The sequence below is a fragment of the Rhizobium sp. R711 genome, from assembly GCF_002211365.1.
GTDB lineage: Bacteria > Pseudomonadota > Alphaproteobacteria > Rhizobiales > Rhizobiaceae > Rhizobium.
In genome coordinates this window covers 108,219-129,268 of sequence record NZ_LOKZ01000035.1, presented here as the reverse complement: position 1 = coordinate 129,268, position 21,050 = coordinate 108,219, and the positions used below count along the sequence as shown (strand labels likewise).

Sequence of the window (21,050 nt, the reverse complement as noted above, 5' to 3'; positions counted from 1 at the left end):
GATGGAATTTGCATTGGACGCAACATTCTTCGCGATGATCGGCCTGTTCATCTTCCTGGCGCTGGTTGTCTACCTCAAGGTTCCTGGCATGATGGCGAAGTCGCTCGACGACCGTGCCGATCAGATCCGCAACGAACTGTCGGAAGCCAAGCGCCTGCGCGAAGAGGCGCAGCATTTGCTGGCTGAGTATCAGCGCAAGCGTAAGGAAGCTGAAGCCGAAGCCGCGCACATCGTTGCTGCGGCCGAGCGCGAAGCCGAAATGCTGACCGCTGAAGCCAAGAAGAAGACGGAAGAATTCGTCGCGAACCGCACCGCGGTTTCGGAACAGAAGATCAAGCAGGCGGAAGCCGATGCGATGAAGGCGGTCCGTTCCGCCGCCGTCGATCTGGCAATTGCCGCCGCCGGAAATGTTCTGGCGAAGAAGGCCGATACGAAGGTTCAGTCCGAGCTCTTCAGCGACGCCCTCGGCCAGGTCAAGAGCCGCCTCAACTAAGGTAAGCATCTCGCTTTCGAAGAAGCCCCGCAATGCGGGGCTTTTTGTTTTGGGCCGATGCTGATCGGTTGCGGACGGGTCAGTCGCTACCTATGTCGCCAGGCAGCTTTTTCAGCGGGCTGAAAGTCATGCGGTGCAGCGAACAGGGGCCATTCTTCTCGATGCCAGCCCGGTGCTGTGCTGTGCCATAGCCGGCATGCGCGGCAAAGCCATAGACGGGGAAGGTGCTGTCAGCTCGTGCCATCATCCGGTCCCGCGTCACCTTGGCGACAATGGAGGCGGCGGCGATGGAGACCGAACGCGCATCACCCTTGACCACCGCCTGCCCCGGGCAGTCGAGCCCGGGCGGAACGTCGAGCCCATCCGTCAGGACATAGCTTGCAGGGACAGATAAACCACAGATGGCGCGGCGCATGGCGTCGAGGCTGGCCTTGCGGATATCGGTCTCGTCGATGCGGGTCGAACTCGAGGAGGCGATAGACACCGTTGCCGTTGCAAGAATCTGAACGAAAAGCTCCTCGCGCTTCTGCGCCGAAAGCTGCTTCGAGTCGTTCAGGCCGTCGGGAATACGCTTGGGGTCGAGAATGACGGCGGCTGCCACCACGGGGCCGGCCAGCGGCCCCCTCCCAGCTTCATCGGCGCCGGCAACTGGCCAATGGCCGGCCTTGCGCGCCTTCAGCTCCAGCCGGAAATCCGGCACGAGGGGGACATCTTCGAAAAGCATAGGAGAATCGGGTGACGTGCGACGTTTCATGCGGCTGAACCTCGCACGCCAACCCGATTTCCTGCAAGTCCCCGGATCAGGGCGGCGGGCCGGGGACTCGAGCGCGGAAGGGCAGGGCGACCATCCGCGAAGCTCAAATATCAAAGCAGCGAAAGCTGCACCCCGCTACCATCGGGCGGAACGAAGAGATCATCCCGCAACGGCATGCTGCGGCGGGTCATGCCGAGTCGATTCGTCGCCATCTCGAAACGGCGTGCAATCTGCCAGGCATAGGGTCCGGCACCTTTCATTCGCTTGCCGAACTCCGCATCGTAGTCCTTGCCACCGCGCATCGAGCGGACCAGCGCCATGACGTGGCGGTAGCGGTCGGGATAATTTTGCAGCAGCCAGTCGCGAAACAGCGGCGACACTTCGAGGGGCAGGCGCAGGATCACATAACTCGCCTCTGTCGCACCCGCCGCGTGCGCCGAATCCAGAATGCGCTCAAGCTCGTGGTCGTTGAGTGCCGGAATCATTGGGGCAGCCATCACCGATGTCTGGATTCCTGCCTCGGAAAGCGCGCGAATGGCCTCCAGCCGACGCGTCGGCGTCGAGGCGCGGGGTTCCATGGTCCGCGCCAGCTTTCGGTCGAGCGTCGTCACCGACAGCGAAACACGGACAAGGTTCTTCTCCGCCATCGCCGAGAGAATGTCGAGGTCGCGCATGATCATTGCCGACTTGGTTACGATCGAAACCGGATGGTTTGCCTTTTCCAGCACCTCAAGAATCTGCCGCATGATGCGCCATTCCTTCTCGATCGGCTGATAGGGATCGGTATTGGTTCCGATCGCGATGACGCGTGGCTTATAGCCCGGCTTCGCCAATTCGCGCTCCAGGAGCTTCGCAGCATCCGGTTTGGCGAAGAGCTTGGCCTCGAAGTCCAGACCGGCGGAAAGGCCCATATAGGCATGCGTCGGTCGCGCAAAGCAGTAGATGCAGCCATGCTCGCAGCCGCGGTAGGGGTTGATCGAGCGGTCAAAGGGAATGTCGGGCGACTCGTTGCGGGTGATGGCCGTTCGCGGCTTTTCGATCTGCACCTCGGTCTTGAACGGCGGCAGTTCCTCAAGGTTCTGCCAACCATCATCGAAGGTCTCCCGACGCAGAGGCTCGAAACGTCCACTCGGATTGAGTCCGGCCGCACGTCCGCGGCGACGGTCCACATCGATCCGCAGACCGGCAGATACGATCATCGCATCGGCAATATCTGCCGTGTTGGCAGGCGCAAATGCGGCCTGCCCTGCAAGGGACTGCTCTTTCATCGGATTCTCCGCTGACGGAAGCTTTGCTTCCCGCCGTTTTGATGATTAAATTCCTATCGGCAAAATGAGAACAATGCAAGAACAAAATAAGGAAAGTGCCGCTGGCAAATTTTTGTGCGGCGCTTTATGAATAGGCGATGTTGACTGTTGTACTTGAATGCCAGGATCAGGAGCCTGAGCTGGCGCAGACGTTATCGGTGTTGGTTGCAGGCGCAGTGGAGGGGCTTGTTAGTGACGTCGTGGTGCTGGACCACGGCTCGCGGGATGGGACGTCGAGGGTGGCCGACGCCGCCGGCTGCCGCTTCCATTCGCAATGGGATATCAAGGACATCGTTCGGTCGGTGCGGGGCGAGTGGCTGCTTTTCGTCGAGCCGGGAGCGCGACCGCAGACCGGCTGGATCGACGAGATTGCCGAGTACATGGCTCTGAACAAACTGCCGGCGCGCTTCACGGCTTCGCGAGGATATCGACGTCCTTTCCTGCAGCGCATCGGTCGGGCCTCGTCGCCGCTGGAGCTTGGCCTTCTCCTCCCCAAGAAGCAGGCATTGGCCGCGGCAAGAAGCGGAATGCGCCTCTCAGAATTCGCGAAAGGGCAAAAGCTGCGGAAGCTTTCCAGCGAACTGATTCCATCCTGGGTCGCGCGCGCCGCACGATAGCGGCGCGTCATGCTCCCTCATTTCCCCGCAAATGATGGCGCCCGATACAATTTTGCGCTATAATTCGCGCATGGCGCCGCCCGAGCGCCTCGCTTCGTGACGGTCGACCATGGAATGCCGGCAGACGGCAGAGCAGGTCAGCGGAAGTCTCCTCTTCTGCCGGTTTCCGGCAAAGGAGGTGCGTCATGAAACGCAATATGATCCGCGGCCTTTTCTTGGCCGTCATATTGACGACATCGATGATCGCGCATCCGCATTCGGCAGCATCGCAGATGATGCGCAGTTGCGCAGGCCGATCCGAAGTCGTCAATTTCCTCGACAAGAACTTTGCCGAGAGGCTGATGGCAGTCGGGTTGATCAACCAGAACGCCATGCTTGAGGTCTATGCCGCGCAGAGTGGCACGTGGACCCTGCTTATCACGGATGTTCATGGCGTGAGCTGCATCCTGCTGTCGGGTGATAGCTGGGAGTCGATGCCTGTCCTGCCGGGCATCGGTACATAGAACTGTAAGCTGTATGCCGGAGCAATCCGTTACTTGCTGGCACCGCGCTTCAAATGCTCATCGAGGCGTGACATGATCTCCACGAAATTGCAGGGCATATGGCGGTAGTCGAGCTGTGATTTTAGTATGCTGTCCCAGGCATCCTTGCAGGCGCCGGGGGAGCCTGGCAGCGCGAAAATAAAGGTTGCGTTGGCAACGCCCGCCGTGGCTCGGGACTGGATCGTCGAGGTGCCGATCTTCTCGTAGGAGATGCGGTGGAAGACAGCTGAAAAGCCATCCATCTTCTTCTCGAAAAGCGGCTCCAGAGCTTCTGGCGTAACGTCGCGGCCGGTAAAGCCGGTTCCCCCGGTGGTGATGACGACGTCGATATCGTCGCGTTCGGTCCAGGCCTTGACGCGCGAAGCGATAGCCTGCCGGTCATCGGGGACGATCGCGCGGTCAATCAACCGGTGACCGGCCTCCGTGATCCTGGAAACCAACGTATCGCCAGAACGGTCATCGGCAAGCGTCCGCGTATCCGAGACCGTCAGCACCGCAATGCCGACGGGAATGAAGGGGCGCGTTTCATTCAGTCCTGGCATCATGCCCTCCAGCGATCGTTTCCGTTGCTTCGAAATACCAGTCCGGCCGTTCGCTGTGAAGCGCGGTGGCCGCGTCTTCAGCCGCTGTGAGCGTATCGAAGATGCCGTAGCAGGTCGCGCCGGAACCAGACATGCGGACGAAGGAGGCGCCCTGCTTCTTGAGCATCGCCGAGATCTCGGCAATTTCGGGCAGCAGACCCCGGGCGACTGGCTCAAGGTCATTGCGCATCGAGCCTAGCGTCTCGAGCCAGGTCGAACGCGGCGTCATGTCGAGCCGCGGATTGGTCTTATTCGTCAGGCCTCGAAAAATCTCGGGCGTCGATACGCCTCTCAACGGGTTTGCCAGCACCATTGCAAAGGCCGGCATGTCGTCGACCGGCGTGATTTGCTCGCCAACGCCACGGGCGATCAGCGGTCTGCTCGCCAGGCACATTGGCACGTCGGCGCCAAGCCGAAGCGCGATCGCCTCGATCGTCGCGCGGGGAAAAGAAGCGTTCCAGAGCCGCATCAAGCCGCGAAGCGTCGCTGCCGCGTCCGCGGAGCCGCCGCCGATTCCGGACGCAATCGGCAGGTTCTTCCGGAGATGGATGCGAACAGCGGGAGCAGAGCCACTCTCGCGAGCGATGGCCTCGCGGAGCGCGTCCCGGGTCTTGAGGACAAGATTGTTGTCGCTGCTGTCGCCAAGCGCCTCGGCGAAACGACCCGACATCACAAACTCGTCCTTATCTGCCGGCGTAAATTCCAGCCGATCGCCATGCCGGGTGAAGGTCACCAGCATATCGAGCAGATGGTAGCCGTCGGATTTCTGGCCCGTCACATGCAGGGCCAGATTGATTTTTGCCGGAGCCTCCTCGATGACGATCAAGTCATCGCGCATACTCGCTGCGGGCATCGCCTATCAGGACTTCTTGTCCGTGGGCTTCGGTTCGACCGGCGCCGGATCGGGCTGCTTCTTGTCAGCGGCTTTGGAGATGTCGGTATCCTGCGGCAAGCCGTTGGCGATCTTCTCCTTGATCTTCGGGATCTCGGATGCCTCGGGGTCGGAGCCGAGCGCACGGTTCCATTGGTAGACGGCCTCAAGCTTGCGTCCGACACGCCAGTAGGCGTCGCCGAGATGGTCGTTGATCGTCGCGTCTCCGGCCTTGATCTGTGCGGCCTTCTCCAATTCCTCGACCGCATCGTCGAAGCGGTTCAGCCGGAAATAGGCCCAGCCGAGAGAATCGATGATGTAGCCATCGTCCGGGCGCAGATCCACTGCCTTCTTGATCATCGCCAGCCCCTCGTCGAGGTTCCGGTTCATGTCGATCCAGGAGTAGCCGAGGTAGTTGAGAACCTGTGGCTGGTCGGGGTTGAGCTCCAGCGCCTTGCGGAAATTCGGCTCGGCCTGGTCCCATTTCTTCAGGCGTTCATAGGCAATGCCGCGCTGGAAGAAGACGGTCCATGCGCCCTTGCCCGGCAGCGGACCGAGGACTTCGACGGCCTTGTCGTAGTTGTCGGCCATGGCGACATAGTCCTTCGCATCCGACAGCACGCTGCCATAGGCGAGGTAGCTGCGAATGTCCTTCGGATCGGAGGCGATCAGGCTCTGAAGGTGCTTGCGCGCCTCTTCAACCTTGCCGCCCTGTGCAAGAGCGAGGCCCAACTGCAGCTCGGAGATGCGGCGCATCGGCGAGTTCTCGGGCACTTGCTTGTAGAGCGCGATCGCGCGGTCCATCTGCTCCTGCTTCTCAGCAATGCCGCCGAGCATGACGAGCGTATCGGCGCTATCCGGATCCAGCGTCTTGGCGGTCTGCAGGTAAAGCGAAACGATATCTTCGGCGCCATCGCGGTTCAGCGCGCCACCGATGGAGAAGAGCACGCCAGCAGCGCCCTGCTTGGCGGTCTGGATCTGCTGTTCCTGCTTTTCGCCTTTTTCGATGCTCTGTCGCAGTGCGTTCAGCGGCGCGTAATTCGGCAGTAGGTTATCGCCGACGGAAATCGCGTCGAGTGCCTTCTGCTTGTTGCCCTGCGAGGCTTCCAGTCGGGCGAGAGCCATGACGGCGCGCATGAAGGTATCAGGAGCGGTCGCACCGCCATCCTTGTCGAGCACAGCGTCGTTGAGGTTCTGCCGAGCGGCCCTGATGTCACCGTTCACGATGGCGATTGCGCCGGCGTTATAGGACTTGAAGATGCCGACCCAATCCGGTCCCTTCATCTTCTGGACCATGGCCAGCGCATCCTTACCGCGCCCGGCGCCGACGCGAGCCCAAGCGGCGAGCAGATCGTTCATCATCCGGTCGAGATCGTTCGGTCCGGTATATTTCAGGAGCGACTCGGCCGTCTTGAATTCGCCGCGACGAATGGCATCCATGCTCCGCACGATCGTGGTAATGCGCTCGACCGTCGGATCACCCTTCAAGTCGTTGGCGTATTTCACGCCGTCCTTAATGTCGCCATTCAGAAGCAGCGAGATCATCAGGCGCTGACGGATTTCCGGATTGCCCGGCTCGATCTGTAACGCCTTCTTGTAGAGTTCAATCGCCGTCTCGTAATCGTGATCGACGTCGGCAGTCCGGGCAGCCAAAAATGCGCCGGAGAAGCTCGTGACGCTATCCGGATCGAAGATTACTGTGGCGGCATCGTCCTTCTTGGCCGTCTCTTCGGCATTCACGCCGCCGAGCGCTGCCAGCGAGATGACCGCTGCCATGGCTGCGCTCGAAAGAAGACGGATGGCAAGTTTTTGCCGCATTAGAAAACCTCTCTAGTCGGGGCAGTCGGCCTCGTCCGACTGCAAATCAGTTGAAATGACTGACTCACAACAGGATGGCTTTTTTGAAGCGGTCCTGCAATAAAATCAGTCCGCGATCAGTGACCGTCGATTAATTGACGCGCTCGATGCAGAAGTCGATGACTTCCATCAGAGCCGATTTCCATGCCGTGTCGGGAAGGGGCGCGAGCGCATCGCGTGCGATCGTGCCGTAGTGAACCGCGCGGGCAATGGTATCGTTCAGCGTGCCGTACTTGGTAATCAGGCCAAGTGCCTTTTCGAGATGCTGGTCGCTGCTTTCGCCGCCTTCGATGGCCTGCCGCCAGAAGGCGCGTTCTTCCTCGGTCCCGCGGCGATAGGCCAAGATGACCGGAAGCGTGATCTTCCCCTCGCGGAAGTCGTCGCCGACATTCTTGCCGAGATCGGCTGCTTTGCCGCCGTAATCAAGCGCGTCGTCGACGAGCTGGAAGGCAAGGCCGAGGTTCATGCCATAGGACTTCAGCGCGTTGCGGCCGGATTTGCCCGCATCGGCGACGATCGGGCCGACTTCGGCAGCCGCGGCAAACAGAGCCGCCGTCTTCGCGCGGATAACGGCGAGGTAGTCGTCTTCCGTCGTTTCCATGTTCTTGGCGACAGAGAGCTGCAGCACTTCGCCTTCGGCGATCACGCAAGCCGCCGACGAGAGAACGTCAAGCGCATCGAGCGAGCCGACATCGACCATCATGCGGAACGCCTGGCCGAGCAGGAAGTCGCCGACAAGCACGCTTGCCTGGTTGCCCCAGATCATGCGGGCGGTGGACTTGCCGCGGCGAAGGTCGCTCTCATCGACCACATCGTCATGCAGCAGCGTCGCGGTGTGCATGAACTCGACCGATGTCGCGAGCTTGATATGGTTCTCGCCCTTGTAGCCGAACAGTGCGGCCGACGCCAAAGTCAGCATCGGACGGAGACGCTTGCCGCCGGACGAGATGAGATGGTTGGCCACCTCGGGGATCATCTGGACGTCGGAACCGGCCTTGGAGAGAATAAGCTGGTTCACCCGTTGCATGTCCGCTTTGGTCAAATCGACCAGTGGCTTGACGGATGCCAGTTTGTTTTTGCTTTCTTCAAGCGGTATGACCACGCCCAACGACCCGGACTCCTGTTAAATTATTGAGTTCGACAATAGAAAGGGGCGATTGGCGCGGCAAGGGGTGAATTGTCGCGTCGCGCAAATTTGAAAGGGATTTTCCGGCAAATGCATGAACTTATTCGCGCCAATGATCCCGTGTTGCTCTCTTATGCGGAGAGTCTGCTCAAGGATGCGGGGATCCACTGCTTCATCGCCGATCAGGGCATGAGCATTCTTGAAGGGTCGCTCGGCATGCTGCCGCGCCGGCTCCTCGTCGATGATGAAGCAGCGGACCAGGCGCGGCGCATTCTCGTGGATGCCGGCCTCGGCGACGAACTGCGCGCTCAAAAGTGAGCCTGAGATGACGGGACATGTTGCCGAGACGATCGACGCCTTTCACCGGGGACTGTTCCATGTGGTGCAGCCGAAGGGCAGGGGGCATCGCTCGGGCATGGATGCAATGTTGCTTGCGGCGCTCGTTGCCGACGATCGTCCGATCAAGGTGGCGGATCTCGGTGCCGGCGCCGGTGCGGCAGGCCTTGCCGTCGCGTCGCGGCTGCCGACTGCCGAGGTTGTGCTCTTCGAGCGCTCCGGCGAAATGGCCGACTATGCGCGCCGCAGCATAGTCCTGCCTGAAAATGCGCATGTGGCGGGCCGCGTTTCAGTCATCGAGGCGGACGTGACGCTGAAGGCGAAGGCGCGAAACGAAGCCGGTCTCGTCGATGAGAGCTTCCATCATGTGATCATGAACCCGCCCTTCAACGATGCCGGCGATCGCCGGACGCCTGACGCCTTGAAGGCCGAAGCACACGCTATGACGGATGGGCTGTTCGAACGCTGGGTGCGCACTGCCGGGTCAATCATGATCCCCGGCGGGCAACTATCCCTGATCGCTCGGCCGGAATCGATTGCCGAAATCATCGATGCCTGCGGACGCCGTTTCGGCGGCATCGAAGTCACCGCGATCCATCCGCGTGAGGGCGAGAACGCAGTCCGCATCCTCGTCACGGCCATAAAAGGGTCGCGCGCGCGGCTTTCGCTGCGCGCGCCACTCATCATGCACGAGGAGGGGACGCATAAATTCTCCCCCTTCGTTGACGATCTCAACAATGGCCGGGCGGCTTATACCAGGCGCTAGCCAGTAACAAAATCGAACAGCAGCTTAACGTTCAGGCCGGCAATCAGGACCGCGATCACGTAGGCGATTGCGCTCAGCCAGCGCGGGGCGACCAGCGCGCCCATCTTCGCCTTGCTCGCCGTAAACATCACGAGCGGGAAGACGGCGAAGGAGAGCTGGAGGCTGAGTACGACCTGCGTCAGGATCAGCAGTTCCGCCGTCCCCTGGTCACCATACCAGATGGTGACGAAGGCGGCCGGAATGATGGCGATCGCACGGGTGATCAGGCGACGCACCCACGGCTGGAGCCTGATCTTCAGGAAGCCTTCCATGACGATCTGGCCCGCAAGCGTCGCAGTCACCGTCGAATTCAGGCCGCAGCAGAGGAGTGCGATGCCAAAAAGCGTCGGGGCGATTGCAAGGCCGAGCAAGGGAGAGAGAAGCGAGGATGCTTCGCCCAATTCCACGACATCCGTCTTGCCGTTGGCGTGGAAGGCCGCCGCCGCCAGGATCAGGATCGACGCGTTGATCAGGAGCGCGAAGCAGAGCGCAATGGTCGAGTCGATTGTCGCATAGGTCAGCGCCTCGCGCTTCTCCGGCACCGAATGGCCGTAGGCGCGGGTCTGGACGATGCCGGAATGCAGATAGAGATTGTGCGGCATCACGGTGGCGCCGAGAATGCCGAGCGCGAGATAGAGCATCTCGGGGTTGGAAACGATCTCGGTTGTCGGGAAGAAGCCCCGGATAACAGCGCCCCATTCCGGATCGGCAAGGAAGATCTGCACGCCAAAGCACACCGCAATGATGCCGAGCAGGGCGATCACGAAGGCTTCCACCCACCGGAAGCCGATCTTCTGCAGGTAGAGGATGAGGAACACGTCCAGCGACGTGATGAGGACGCCGAGTTCAAGGGGAATGCCGAACAGCAGATTGAGGCCGATGGCTGTGCCAATCACTTCGGCAATATCGGTCGCGATGATGGCTATTTCGGCAAAGGCCCACAGCGGAACGGAGACGTATTTCGGATAGGCGTCACGGCAAGCCTGGGCAAGGTCGCGGCCGGAGGCGATCGCAAGCCGCGCACAGAGCGATTGCAGAACGATTGCCATCAGGTTGGACAGCAGGGCGACGGTCAACAGCGCATAGCCGAACTTCGAACCGCCGGCGAGCGAGGTCGCCCAGTTGCCGGGGTCCATATAACCGACGGCCACCATATAGCCGGGCCCGAGGAACGCGGCGATGCGGCGCCAGCGCGTCCCCTGTTTGTGCGTCTGGACGGAACGGTAGACATCTGAAAGCGATGCCTCTTCGCGCTCATGTCGCCAGCCGGTCTTTGTGTTCGGATTTACGATGTCCATGCAGTGTCCACCTATTATCAGTGCGACCAGTATGTCTGATTAGAATGATAATGCAAGTCATTCGCAACAAGAATTGTAACCCGATGTTTTCTGCGGCAGGCATTGCGTTTGTCTCTGCGTTGCATACATGGAAGACGTTCCGCTGATCTTGTCGCAAAGGATGGAAAATGGCCGGATTTCTGAAGAGGTTGCTGCCGAAGCGTTTCCGCAAGGAAGGCGTGGTGATCCCCGTCGTCCGGCTGCACGGCCCGATCATGAGCGGCGGAAGCCAATTCCGGCCGACCCTCAATCTTGCCTCCGCGGCGCAGGTCCTCGAAAAGGCCTTTAGCTTCAAGGATGCGCCGGCGGTTGCCATCTCGCTCAATTCTCCCGGCGGCTCCCCCGTCCAGTCGCGGCTTGTCTTCACCCGCATCCGCGAACTCGCGCGCGAAAAGCAGAAGAAAGTTCTCGTCTTCGTCGAGGATGTTGCGGCCTCCGGCGGTTACATGATCGCGCTTGCCGGCGACGAGATCATTGCCGATCCCACCTCCATCGTCGGCTCGATCGGCGTCGTCTCCGGTGGCTTCGGCTTTCCGGAACTGCTGAAGAAGATCGGCGTGGAACGCCGCGTCTACACGGCTGGGGAGAACAAGGTGATCCTTGATCCGTTCCAGCCCGAGAAGGAAAAGGACATCGAATATCTGAAGACCCTGCAGCTCGAGATTCATCAGGTCTTTATCTCCATGGTTCGCGAGCGGCGCGCGGGCAAGCTGAAGAGCGACGATGTCGTCTTCTCCGGCCTTTTCTGGACCGGCACGCGTGGCCTTGAGTTGGGCCTGATCGACGGCCTCGGCGACATGCGGCAGGAATTGAAGCGCCGCTATGGGGCAAAAACCAAGCTCGACCTGGTAATGCCCGCCCGCGGTCTTTTCGGAAGGCGTATTCCGGGTATATCGTCAGCCAACCTGGAGGGTGCCGGCGCCGGTCTTGCGACCGGACTTGTCGAGGCCGCCGAGGAGAAGGCATTGTGGAGCCGGTACGGGCTCTGAGGGAGCGAAGGCTGGCATCATGCCGCAACTGATAATCATCATCGTGCTGTTGGTCGGAGCCTGGCTTCTCTACCGTCGCTTCATTGCCGATGCGCAGCGGCTGGCCGAACGATCCCGCCGTGCCGAGAAGGAGCGCCAGACGGGCGCCATCGGCACCCTGGTCAAGGATCCGGTCACCGGCGAATATCATCTGAAGAAGGACGAGGACGAGTAGGGCCGCAAAAGCCTTGACCCGTCTGGCGCGGCGTGGCACCTGTCCGCGCACTTTTTGTACGAATTCGGAAGCCGTTCCATGTCTGCAGCAATTCCCGACCACATGAACCCGAAGCGCTCGTTCCAGGCGCTCATCCTCACGCTCCATAACTATTGGGCGGACAAGGGTTGTGCGGTGCTGCAGCCTTACGACATGGAAGTCGGTGCCGGTACGTTCCACCCGGCAACGACGCTTCGCGCGCTCGGTCCCAAGCCGTGGAAGGCCGCCTACGTCCAGCCGTCGCGCCGCCCGTCGGACGGCCGCTATGGTGAGAACCCGAACCGTCTGCAGCACTATTATCAGTACCAGGTCATCCTGAAGCCGAACCCGTCGAACCTGCAGGAGCTCTATCTCGGCTCTCTGGCCGCGATCGGCCTGGATCCGTTGCTGCATGACATCCGTTTCGTCGAAGACGACTGGGAAAGCCCGACGCTCGGCGCCTGGGGTCTCGGCTGGGAGTGCTGGTGCGACGGCATGGAAGTCTCGCAGTTCACCTATTTCCAGCAGGTCTGCGGCATCGAATGCTCGCCTGTTTCAGGCGAGTTGACCTATGGTCTGGAGCGCCTGGCGATGTACGTGCAGGGCGTCGACAACGTCTACGACCTGAACTTCAACGGCCGCGAAGGCGACGAAAAGATCAGCTACGGCGACGTCTTCCTGCAGGCTGAGCAGGAATATTCACGCCACAACTTCGAATACGCCAACACGGAAATGCTGCATCGGCACTTCATCGATGCCGAAAGGGAGTGCCAGGCGCTTCTCGCTGCCGGCGCGCCGGGCGACAATGCCAATCAGCTGCTGCACAAGTGCGTCTTCCCGGCCTACGACCAGTGCATCAAGGCGAGCCACGTCTTCAATCTGTTGGATGCTCGCGGCGTCATCTCGGTCACCGAACGTCAGAGCTACATTCTGCGGGTGCGGACGCTAGCCAAGGCCTGCGGCGAGGCCTTCCTGTTGACGGATGCCGGTGGGGTGAACCTAGCAAAAACTGCCGCTTGAGGAGCGGCAGTCCGCCACGATAATGCGGGATGACAATCTGCGGTAACCCGCATAGTCTCCCGACATATTTTCGGTCGTTGCGGGGGATTCGCGAATGTATGTTATTCTTGGCCTTATCGTCCTCATCGCGCTCTATGCCGTCTTTATCTACAACGGCCTCGTTCGCGCGCGGCAGATGGCCGAGGAAGCCTGGTCCGGCATTGACGTGCAGCTGAAGCGCCGCGCCGACCTGATCCCCAACCTGATCGAGACGGTCAAAGGTTATGCCGCGCACGAGAAGACGACGCTCGAAGAGGTCGTTGCCCTCCGAAACAAGGCGCAATCCGTTCCGACGGGCGATGTTGCGAGCCGCGCCCAGGCGGAAGGCCTGCTCGGGCAGGCACTGGGGCGTGTGCTGGCGCTCGCCGAAGCCTATCCCGACCTGAAGGCGAACGAGAATTTCCGCGAGCTGCAGACCTCACTCGAGACCATGGAAAGCGAAATCCAGATGGCCCGCCGCTACTATAACGGCGCCGCGCGTGATCTGAACGTCAAGGTCGAGAGCTTCCCGTCCAATCTCGTTGCTGGCCAGTTCGGCTTCCAGAAGCGTGAGTATTTCGAAATCACCAACGAGGCGGATCGCGCCGTCCCGACGGTAAAGTTCTGACATCCGCCATTTGCCTTTGCGTAAAAACTGCTATGAGCAGGGCATGATCGTGGCCTGACATGGCCTTCGCGCAAAGACGGAAAAGACAAGATAATGAGTAAAGACAAGCTCACAATCATCCCGCCGGGCAAGCCACTGACGGGCCGCGCCGTCCCGCCCGGCTCGAAATCGATTACCAACCGTGCGCTGCTCCTGGCAGGTCTCGCCAAGGGCACCAGCCGCCTGACCGGCGCTTTGAAGAGCGACGACACCCGCTATATGGCCGACGCTCTCCGCGCCATGGGCGTCATCATCGAAGAGCCGAATGATACGAGCTTTGTCGTCACGGGCAGCGGCAAGCTGCTGCCGCCGCAGGTGCCGCTTTTCCTCGGCAACGCAGGAACCGCGACGCGCTTCCTGACCGCCGCCGCCGCCCTGGTGGATGGCACCGTCATCGTCGATGGCGACCAGCATATGCGCAAGCGCCCGATCGGCCCGCTTGTCGAGGCGCTGCGTTCGCTTGGCATTGACGCGTCGACCGAAACCGGCTGCCCGCCCGTCACCGTCAAGGGTACCGGTCGCTTCGAGGCGAGCCGCATCCAGATCGATGGCGGCCTGTCCAGCCAATATGTCTCGGCGCTGCTGATGATGGCCGCCGGCGGCGACAAGCCGGTGACGATCGAACTGCTCGGCGAGGATATCGGCGCGCTCGGTTATATCGATCTGACAACAGCGGCCATGCGTGCCTTCGGCGCCAAGGTCGAGAAGACGAGCCCGGTGACGTGGCGGGTCGAGCCGACGGGCTACACGGCGGCCGACTTCGTGGTCGAGCCCGACGCTTCAGCCGCGACCTACCTTTGGGCGGCCGAAGTGCTGACATCCGGCAAGATCGACCTTGGCGTTGCAAACGGCGCGTTCACGCAGCCGGACGCGAAGGCCTATGATCTGATCGCCCAGTTCCCGCATCTTCCGGCCGTTATCGACGGCTCACAGATGCAGGACGCGGTTCCGACCCTTGCTGTGCTTGCCGCGTTCAACGAGGCGCCGGTCCGCTTCGTCGGCATCGCAAATCTGCGTGTCAAGGAATGCGATCGCATCCGCGCCGTCTCGACCGGCCTGACACAGATCCGCCCCGGTCTCGCTCACGAGGAGGGCGACGACCTGATCGTCCAGTCCGATCCATCGCTTGCCGGACAGCGCCTGCCTGCCAACATCGATACCTTCGCCGACCACCGCATCGCCATGAGCTTTGCGCTCGCCGGCCTGAAGATCGCAGGCGTCACGATCCTCGATCCGGACTGCGTCGGCAAAACCTTCCCGGCCTATTGGCGGACGCTGGCAGGGCTTGGCGTGACCTATGCCGACGAGGGCTGACATTATCTGAAGCGGCCAGGCGCCGCAGGCGAGGGGTATGATGATCCGACGGCTTTCCGGCCTTTGCTTCGCTCTGTTTCTAATGCTTGCGGCGCATGGCGCCATCGCTACCGAGGTGATCAACGCCTTCGCGTCAGACATCGAGCTGGAGAAGAGCGGTGCGATGACGGTGACGGAGACGATCTCGGTCAATGCCGAAGGCAATCGCATCCGGCGCGGCATCTTCCGCGATTTTCCGCTGACCTATCAGGATGAAAAGGGCCGCCTACGCCGGGTCGATTTCGACGTCATCTCGGTCAAGCGCGATGGCCGCGACGAGCCCTGGCACACCGAATCCATCAGCGGCGGCATCCGCATCTATGCCGGCTCGGAAGACGTTACCGTGAGCTATGGCCGGCACGAGTATGTCTTCACCTACCGCACCAATCGCCAGATCCGCTGCTTCGACGATCACGACGAACTCTACTGGAACGTCACCGGTAATGGCTGGATCTTCCCGATTCTGATGGCGACGGCGACGGTGAACCTTCCGGATGGCGTCAGCGCGATCGATACTGCCTTCTTCACCGGCCCGCAGGGCGCCACGGACAGGAACGCAAAGGTTTCCGTCGACGGCGGTCGACTGCTGTTCTCGACGACCCGGCCGCTCGATGCCGGCGAAGGGCTGACGATCGCCGTCAAGATGCCGAAGGGCTCGATCAATCCGCCGAGCGCTGACGATGAGCGGCGCTGGTGGCTCAGCGACAACCGCGACTACTTCCTCGGCTTTGGCGGACTTATTCTGGTCTTCCTCTATTACACGCGCTCCTGGCTGAAGGTTGGCCGCGATCCTGCGCGTGGTGTGCTGGTGCCGCGCTGGGATCCGCCTGATGGGATCTCGCCGGCGCTGGTGAACTACATCGACAATCGCGGCTTCTCCGGGCAGGGCTGGACGGCGCTGTCGGCAACGGCCCTCAATCTCGCGGTGCGCGGCTATGTCGTTCTGGAGGACCTGAAGAACTCGATCATCATCCGCCGCACCGACAAGCCGGTTGGCAAGGAAAAGCTGGAAGCGGGGGAAACCAGCCTGCTCAACGCTGTGGGAAACAAGGGCTCACTGACGATCGATGAGGCTAATGGAACGAAGGTGAAATCGGTCGGCGACAGTTTTCGCACAGCGATAGAGCGTGAGCACCGCGGACAATACTACAACGCGAATACCGGCTATACGACCGGTGGCATCGCGCTCAGTGCCGCGTCATTGGTGGCGCTCTTCGTCTTCGGAACGCTGGAACCGGATGCCATCGCCCTGATGATCATTCCTGTTGTCGTCGTGGTGTTCATCTCGGTCTTCGTTGCCGGTTTCGCCAAGTCGTTCCGCCCCGGCCGGTCGCTCGGCACGAAGATCATGTCGGTGGTCGCGATCGCCTTTGCCGTCTTCATCGGCTTCAGCATCGTGTCGTCGCTGGCCTTGGCGCTGTTCTCCTCTCTGGTGGAACTGCACGAGACGCCGATGCTCTTCGCCATCGGCGGCATCATTCTCTTGAACCTGCTCTACGTCTTCATCATGGGAGCGCCGACGCCCCTTGGAGCCAAGCTGATGGATGGCATCGACGGCCTGCGTCAGTACATGACGCTGGCCGAGAAGGACCGCATGAACATGGCGGGCGCACCGCAGATGTCGCCCCAGCATTTCGAGAAGCTGTTGCCTTATGCGGTGGCGCTCGGCGTCGAAAAGCCTTGGTCGCGCGCCTTCGAGACATGGCTTGCCGCGGCGGCGGCGGGGGCAGCAGCTGCCTACGCTCCCTCGTGGTATTCCGGCAATTTCGGCAGCGGCAACTTCTCCGATCGCATTGGCGGCTTCTCTTCGTCGATGGCCTCGACGATCGCGTCCACCATTCCGCCACCGCCGTCCAGTTCGTCCTCCGGCTTTTCCGGCGGCGGCTCGTCGGGCGGTTTCTCCGGTGGCGGGGGTGGTGGCGGCGGCGGTGGCGGCTGGTAAAGCCTCGAGGCAAGCATTCGCGCTTGACCTTTCGGCGCTCTCCCCTTAACCGCCAGACGGAAACGTGAAAGGGACGGGCATGAAGGTTCTGTTGATCGGATCGGGCGGACGCGAGCACGCATTGGCCTGGAAGCTGGCGCAATCGCCTCTCATGACGGAATTCTATGCCGCGCCCGGTAATCCGGGCATTGCCGAGCACGCGACCCTGGTTGCCCTCAATGTCGACGACCATGATGCCGTCATTGCCCTCTGTAAGGATAAGGCGATCGATTTCGTCGTCGTCGGCCCAGAAGCACCGCTCGTCGCCGGCATTGCTGACAAGCTGCGCGCGGCAGGCTTTGCGGTCTTCGGCCCGTCGGCGGCCGCGGCCCAGCTCGAGGGCTCGAAGGGCTTCACCAAGGATATCTGCGCCCGCTACGACATTCCGACCGGCGCTTATCAGCGCTTCAACAACGCGCCGAAGGCCAAGGCCTATATCCGCCAGCAGGGCGCGCCGATTGTCGTCAAGGCCGATGGTCTTGCTGCCGGCAAGGGCGTGACCGTCGCCATGACCGTCGATGAGGCGCTTGCCGCCGTCGACGATTGCTTCGAGGGCGCCTTCGGTGCTGCCGGTGCAGAAGTCGTGGTCGAAGCCTATCTCGACGGCGAGGAAGCAAGCTTCTTCTGCCTTTGCGACGGCAAACATGTCCTGCCGCTCGCAACCGCACAGGATCACAAGCGGGTGGGCGAGGGCGATACCGGTCCGAACACCGGCGGCATGGGTGCCTATTCCCCGGCGCCTGTCATGACCGCCGAAATGGTCGAGCGCACGATGAAGGAAATCATCGAGCCGACGATGCGCGGCATGGCCGAAAGCGGCTATCCCTTTTCCGGCGTCTTCTTTGCCGGCCTGATGATCACCGCCAAAGGCCCCGAGCTCATCGAATACAACGTCCGCTTCGGCGATCCGGAGTGCCAGGTGCTGATGATGCGACTGAAGAGCGATCTCCTGCCGCTCCTCTTTGCCACCGCCAATGGCACGCTCGACCAGGTGTCCGCGGACTGGACGGACGATCCGGCCCTGACGGTCGTCATGGCATCGAAGGGCTATCCGGGCTCCTACGACAAGAACACGCCGATCCGCCATATCCCAGAAGCAGGCGAGGGCGCCAAGGTATTTCATGCCGGCACAGCGCTCAAGGACGGAGCCCTGGTCGCAACCGGTGGCCGCGTGCTGAACGTCACCGCCACAGGCAAGACAGTCGGCGAGGCGCAGGCGCGTGCCTACGCGCTGCTCGACAAGGTCGATTGGGACAACGGTTTCTGCCGCCGCGATATCGGCTGGCGCGCGATCGAACGCGAAAAAGCGTGAGCAAACCCGAAATCGGGTCAGTTCTCTAAATTTTTACCCTTTCCCCTGACGGGATGGAAACAAAGCCGCGCTAATCTCCTCTCAATGTGAGACGGAGTGTTCCATGCGTCAGGTCATCTTGGGTGCGATAGCTGTGTTTGCGGCAGGGTCTGCCTTTGCCTCCTCGATCGAGGTGGTCGGCAAGGACGCGCGCACCGATGGCGGGAGCATCAGCAAGGAAAGCTGCCAAAGCTGCCCGCCGCTTGAAACCGTCGAGCGCAAGAAGGACTACACCGTACCGACGCTGGCGCCTGGCTCGCTGCAGTCTTCGGAAATTCGCGACGTCAACGGTGAGAAGAAGCTCTATCGCACCGAAGGCTGGATGGGTGGCTCGCCCGTCGTTTTCGTTACCAAGGCGCCCGCCGAACCGATGACGGCCGCCACGCAGCCGGCCGATAACATCGACCGCGCCTCGACGACGGCTGCGGTCATCGGCGGTGACGTCAAGCCGGTTGCCGCGGGCATGGCGGGCGTGCCGATGGAACAAACGGCGCCGCTCGACGTTTCCAAGTTTGAGCTTCGGCCCTGATTTCCAGTTCCCTGCCCCAGCCCGACCAAAGTTTCGGTCGTCCGGGGTCCACCCTGCGGTGGATAAAATGCGTCCCTGAGAGAAGCAGGGACGCATTTTTCGTTTCTAGTGCGCCTTGCCGAAAGGTGTGCTTCCGAAAGTCGGCGTAAGCAGACGCGCAAGTGCGTGCAATCCAGTTGAAACATCCAACCAACGCAGATGGTATCTGGTGTCCTGCGTATCAGCAACGGCGGCTGCCTCTGCTTCGCTTTCGACAGCCGTCAGCTCGGGAACCGGCTCCGGCGGAGGGGAGTAGATGCGTCCCTGATCGAAGGAAAGGATGGTCAGCGTCGTAATCATGGCCGTCTCCCACTTGCGGTTTTGCTGTGGGAAGCAGTCTCTGCCGGTTGAGGCCTTCCGGTCCTGAAACGCCCAAGGAAAAGTTCCAAAACGATCCGAAACTAGCGCTCGGGAACACCCGCCAGTCTCAATCCTTCGAGGACACCGGCGATCCGATCCGGGTACTTGCCGGCTTGACCGGCGCGGATGCGCTCGACCGTTATATCAGGCGTCAGTCGTCTCAACGCAGCAAGGTGGCGATGGGCTTCCTCCATGCGCCCGAGATGTGCGCTCGCAGCAATGAGCACCCACAGCGTTGGCTCGAAATTCGGATTGCTGGCCAGCGCTCTCGAAGCCCAGGCCACCGCCTGCTCGTATTCTCCGAGGATCACGTGGGCATGCGCGATGCCGCAATGCGAGAAATGTGCGCCGCGGTCACCGGGTGTCAGTCGGTTGGCTCTGTGGAAGTGGCTGAGCGCGTCGCTGACATTGCCGCAATGAAGATGCCCGACGCCCGCCCTGACGACGGCCATCGGATTGTTGGGATTGGATTCGGCCGCCGCTTGCAGAACCGCGAGACCCCAATCGTAGTCCTTCACTGTCTGCATCAAGGCTACGCCACAATGCGCCATGACCATGGCGTCGCCGGCGCCATGCTCCAGCGCCCGCCGCGCCAGCGCGGCACATGCCTGCACATCGTCGTCGGTGAGTGCCGGCCAACCCATGGTGTAGCGATGCTCGAGCGCCCATGCGGCATGGGCAAGCAACTGCGCATTGTCAGGTTCGGCGGCCAGCCCCTGCATGAGAAGCGCATAGGCGGCCGCGTTGTCGCTTTCGATTTCGGTCGAGATCTTGGCCAAGGCCTGCAGGTAGATGTCGTAGGTGGCGACACTCCCGGGCCGTTCCCGCCGTGACCGCTCGATCTCGGCTGTCTGAATCAGCGGTTCGATCAGTGTCGCGACGCGCTCGGTGATACGATCCTGAAAGTCGAATATCTCGTCCAGCGCGCCGTCGAAGGTTTGCGCCCACATATGCGTGCCGCCTTGACCTTCGACGAGTTCGGCCACGATGCGCAGCCGGCTGCCCGACTGCCGGATGCTGCCCTCGAGCACGTAGCTGACGCCGAGTTTCGCCGCGATCTTGCGCACATCCATCCCACTGCCTTTGTAGGCAAAGGAGCAGTCCCGGGCGACGACGGCAAAGCTTCGGAACCGGCTAAGGGCCGCTATAATGTCGTCGACGATCCCATCGGCAAAATAGTCCTGCTTCGGATCACCGCTGAGATTACTAAACGGGAGGACCGCGAGCGCCGGCCGCAACTCTTGGACGGGCGCAGCGGCTTTCGTCTCCACATTTGTGCGGATGAAACGATAGCCGACGCGCGGCACCGTCGCGATCCATTCCTGCCCGTCGGGCGCCGGGCCAAGCGCCTTGCGTAGCGCCGCCACTTGAACGGTCAGATTGCTCTCCTCAACGGCAATTCCGGGCCAGACGCGCGCCATCAGCGCATCCTTGGAAACAATGCTTCCACGGTCTTCAAGTAACGCTTCAAGAAGAGCGATGCCGCGCTGGCCGAGCGCAACGGCCCGCCCGTTCCGCAGCAGGCCGCAGCCGGGATCGAGAACAAATTCACCGAAGGCATGCGACGCCTCAACCATGCAGCAAGTATAGCGCAAGCGCGAAAGTCGGAAAACGTACGGCGTGCCTTGCGAGAGCACTTCAACTTAGGGACGCGTGGACGAATCAAACTTTCCGCTAGCTGCAAGAATGCACTGGCTTGGCAATTTTTAGTTCCTTCACTCCAACTCCAATGATGAGGGGGCATTTTTCTGTTTGTATTTGTTCAAAACTTTCCGATTTCATCATCACAGGAACATGTAGAGACGGGTTAAGCATTCCTTAGAATAAACTGACCATTTTTAGCGCAGACCGGTAGCCGCATGTCAATTTCGCAGCAAAGGGGGAG

General features: G+C 61.3%; 22 protein-coding genes. 13 read left to right on the top strand and 9 right to left on the bottom strand.

Annotated features, from left to right (window positions below; translation table 11 throughout):
- Position 1: 1 nt before the first annotated feature.
- On the top strand, positions 2 to 493 hold the full coding sequence (locus ATY80_RS22870; RefSeq protein ID WP_088694597.1) for a F0F1 ATP synthase subunit B: 492 nt from the start codon (positions 2 to 4) through the stop codon (positions 491 to 493).
- A 79-nt stretch (positions 494 to 572) separates the two neighbouring features.
- Here ATY80_RS22870 and ATY80_RS22865 read toward each other — a convergent pair whose 3' ends face one another.
- Both ATY80_RS22865 and ATY80_RS22860 read right to left on the bottom strand, forming a co-directional pair.
- Positions 573 to 1,247, bottom strand: coding sequence for a ribonuclease HII (locus tag ATY80_RS22865; protein ID WP_088694596.1), 675 nt, complete (start codon positions 1,245 to 1,247; stop codon positions 573 to 575).
- A gap of 110 nt (positions 1,248 to 1,357) precedes the next feature.
- A complete protein-coding gene (locus tag ATY80_RS22860) occupies positions 1,358 to 2,515 on the bottom strand; it encodes a PA0069 family radical SAM protein (RefSeq protein WP_088694595.1) in 1,158 nt (385 codons plus the stop codon).
- A 137-nt stretch (positions 2,516 to 2,652) separates the two neighbouring features.
- On the opposite strand from ATY80_RS22860, the gene ATY80_RS22855 reads away from it, so the two are divergent.
- Together ATY80_RS22855 and ATY80_RS22850 are read left to right on the top strand one after the other, a co-directional pair.
- Positions 2,653 to 3,171 (top strand): glycosyl transferase, encoded by a 519-nt coding sequence (locus tag ATY80_RS22855; protein WP_088694594.1) that lies wholly within the window; start codon positions 2,653 to 2,655, stop codon positions 3,169 to 3,171.
- Positions 3,172 to 3,356: 185 nt separating this feature from the next.
- The gene (locus ATY80_RS22850; protein WP_088694593.1) at positions 3,357 to 3,674 is read left to right on the top strand and encodes a hypothetical protein; all 318 of its coding nucleotides are present in this window, start codon (positions 3,357 to 3,359) and stop codon (positions 3,672 to 3,674) included.
- A gap of 29 nt (positions 3,675 to 3,703) precedes the next feature.
- On the opposite strand, the gene moaB is transcribed toward ATY80_RS22850, so the two are convergent.
- From moaB to ATY80_RS22830, 4 genes are all read right to left on the bottom strand, one after another.
- Complete coding sequence (moaB, locus tag ATY80_RS22845) at positions 3,704 to 4,255, bottom strand: molybdenum cofactor biosynthesis protein B (protein ID WP_088694592.1); 552 nt, start codon at positions 4,253 to 4,255, stop codon at positions 3,704 to 3,706.
- Positions 4,239 to 5,147 (bottom strand): 4-(cytidine 5'-diphospho)-2-C-methyl-D-erythritol kinase, encoded by a 909-nt coding sequence (locus ATY80_RS22840; RefSeq protein ID WP_088694591.1) that lies wholly within the window; start codon positions 5,145 to 5,147, stop codon positions 4,239 to 4,241. The genes moaB and ATY80_RS22840 overlap by 17 nt, the downstream gene beginning before the upstream one ends.
- A 6-nt stretch (positions 5,148 to 5,153) precedes the next feature.
- Positions 5,154 to 6,983 (bottom strand): tetratricopeptide repeat protein, encoded by a 1,830-nt coding sequence (locus ATY80_RS22835; protein WP_088694590.1) that lies wholly within the window; start codon positions 6,981 to 6,983, stop codon positions 5,154 to 5,156.
- Positions 6,984 to 7,113: 130 nt separating this feature from the next.
- Positions 7,114 to 8,130, bottom strand: coding sequence for a polyprenyl synthetase family protein (locus tag ATY80_RS22830; RefSeq protein ID WP_088694589.1), 1,017 nt, complete (start codon positions 8,128 to 8,130; stop codon positions 7,114 to 7,116).
- A 108-nt stretch (positions 8,131 to 8,238) separates the two neighbouring features.
- On the opposite strand from ATY80_RS22830, the gene ATY80_RS22825 reads away from it, so the two are divergent.
- Positions 8,239 to 8,466 (top strand): DUF2007 domain-containing protein, encoded by a 228-nt coding sequence (locus ATY80_RS22825; protein WP_088694588.1) that lies wholly within the window; start codon positions 8,239 to 8,241, stop codon positions 8,464 to 8,466.
- Between the two features lie 7 nt (positions 8,467 to 8,473).
- Complete coding sequence (locus ATY80_RS22820) at positions 8,474 to 9,250, top strand: methyltransferase (protein WP_088694587.1); 777 nt, start codon at positions 8,474 to 8,476, stop codon at positions 9,248 to 9,250.
- Here the strand turns inward: ATY80_RS22820 and ATY80_RS22815 are convergent.
- Positions 9,247 to 10,587, bottom strand: coding sequence for an Nramp family divalent metal transporter (locus tag ATY80_RS22815; RefSeq protein WP_088694586.1), 1,341 nt, complete (start codon positions 10,585 to 10,587; stop codon positions 9,247 to 9,249). The genes ATY80_RS22820 and ATY80_RS22815 overlap by 4 nt on opposite strands.
- Positions 10,588 to 10,754: 167 nt before the next feature.
- Between ATY80_RS22815 and ATY80_RS22810 the strand changes: the two genes are divergently transcribed.
- The 8 genes from ATY80_RS22810 (at position 10,755) to ATY80_RS22775 (ending at position 18,766) form a co-directional block, all read left to right on the top strand.
- A complete protein-coding gene (locus ATY80_RS22810) occupies positions 10,755 to 11,615 on the top strand; it encodes a S49 family peptidase (protein ID WP_088694585.1) in 861 nt (286 codons plus the stop codon).
- A 19-nt stretch (positions 11,616 to 11,634) separates the two neighbouring features.
- On the top strand, positions 11,635 to 11,829 hold the full coding sequence (locus ATY80_RS22805; protein ID WP_088694584.1) for a hypothetical protein: 195 nt from the start codon (positions 11,635 to 11,637) through the stop codon (positions 11,827 to 11,829).
- 78 nt (positions 11,830 to 11,907) lie between these two features.
- Positions 11,908 to 12,867 carry a glycine--tRNA ligase subunit alpha gene (locus ATY80_RS22800; RefSeq protein ID WP_088694583.1) on the top strand — a complete coding sequence of 320 codons (960 nt, stop codon included), beginning with the start codon at positions 11,908 to 11,910 and terminating at the stop codon, positions 12,865 to 12,867.
- 94 nt (positions 12,868 to 12,961) lie between these two features.
- Complete coding sequence (locus ATY80_RS22795; protein ID WP_088694582.1) at positions 12,962 to 13,513, top strand: LemA family protein; 552 nt, start codon at positions 12,962 to 12,964, stop codon at positions 13,511 to 13,513.
- Positions 13,514 to 13,606: 93 nt separating this feature from the next.
- Positions 13,607 to 14,866 carry a 3-phosphoshikimate 1-carboxyvinyltransferase gene (gene aroA / locus ATY80_RS22790; protein ID WP_088694581.1) on the top strand — a complete coding sequence of 420 codons (1,260 nt, stop codon included), beginning with the start codon at positions 13,607 to 13,609 and terminating at the stop codon, positions 14,864 to 14,866.
- Between the two features lie 40 nt (positions 14,867 to 14,906).
- Positions 14,907 to 16,847 (top strand): DUF2207 domain-containing protein, encoded by a 1,941-nt coding sequence (locus ATY80_RS22785; protein WP_088694709.1) that lies wholly within the window; start codon positions 14,907 to 14,909, stop codon positions 16,845 to 16,847.
- Between the two features lie 79 nt (positions 16,848 to 16,926).
- Positions 16,927 to 18,198, top strand: coding sequence for a phosphoribosylamine--glycine ligase (gene purD, locus ATY80_RS22780; RefSeq protein ID WP_088694580.1), 1,272 nt, complete (start codon positions 16,927 to 16,929; stop codon positions 18,196 to 18,198).
- A 103-nt stretch (positions 18,199 to 18,301) separates the two neighbouring features.
- Entirely contained in the window at positions 18,302 to 18,766 is a 465-nt protein-coding gene (locus ATY80_RS22775; protein WP_088694579.1) for a plant virulence effector HPE1-like domain-containing protein, read from the top strand.
- A 105-nt stretch (positions 18,767 to 18,871) separates the two neighbouring features.
- Here ATY80_RS22775 and ATY80_RS22770 read toward each other — a convergent pair whose 3' ends face one another.
- Both ATY80_RS22770 and ATY80_RS22765 read right to left on the bottom strand, forming a co-directional pair.
- The gene (locus tag ATY80_RS22770) at positions 18,872 to 19,105 is read right to left on the bottom strand and encodes a hypothetical protein (RefSeq protein ID WP_088694578.1); all 234 of its coding nucleotides are present in this window, start codon (positions 19,103 to 19,105) and stop codon (positions 18,872 to 18,874) included.
- A gap of 101 nt (positions 19,106 to 19,206) precedes the next feature.
- Positions 19,207 to 20,742 (bottom strand): winged helix-turn-helix domain-containing tetratricopeptide repeat protein, encoded by a 1,536-nt coding sequence (locus ATY80_RS22765; protein ID WP_088694708.1) that lies wholly within the window; start codon positions 20,740 to 20,742, stop codon positions 19,207 to 19,209.
- Positions 20,743 to 21,050 lie beyond the last annotated feature (308 nt).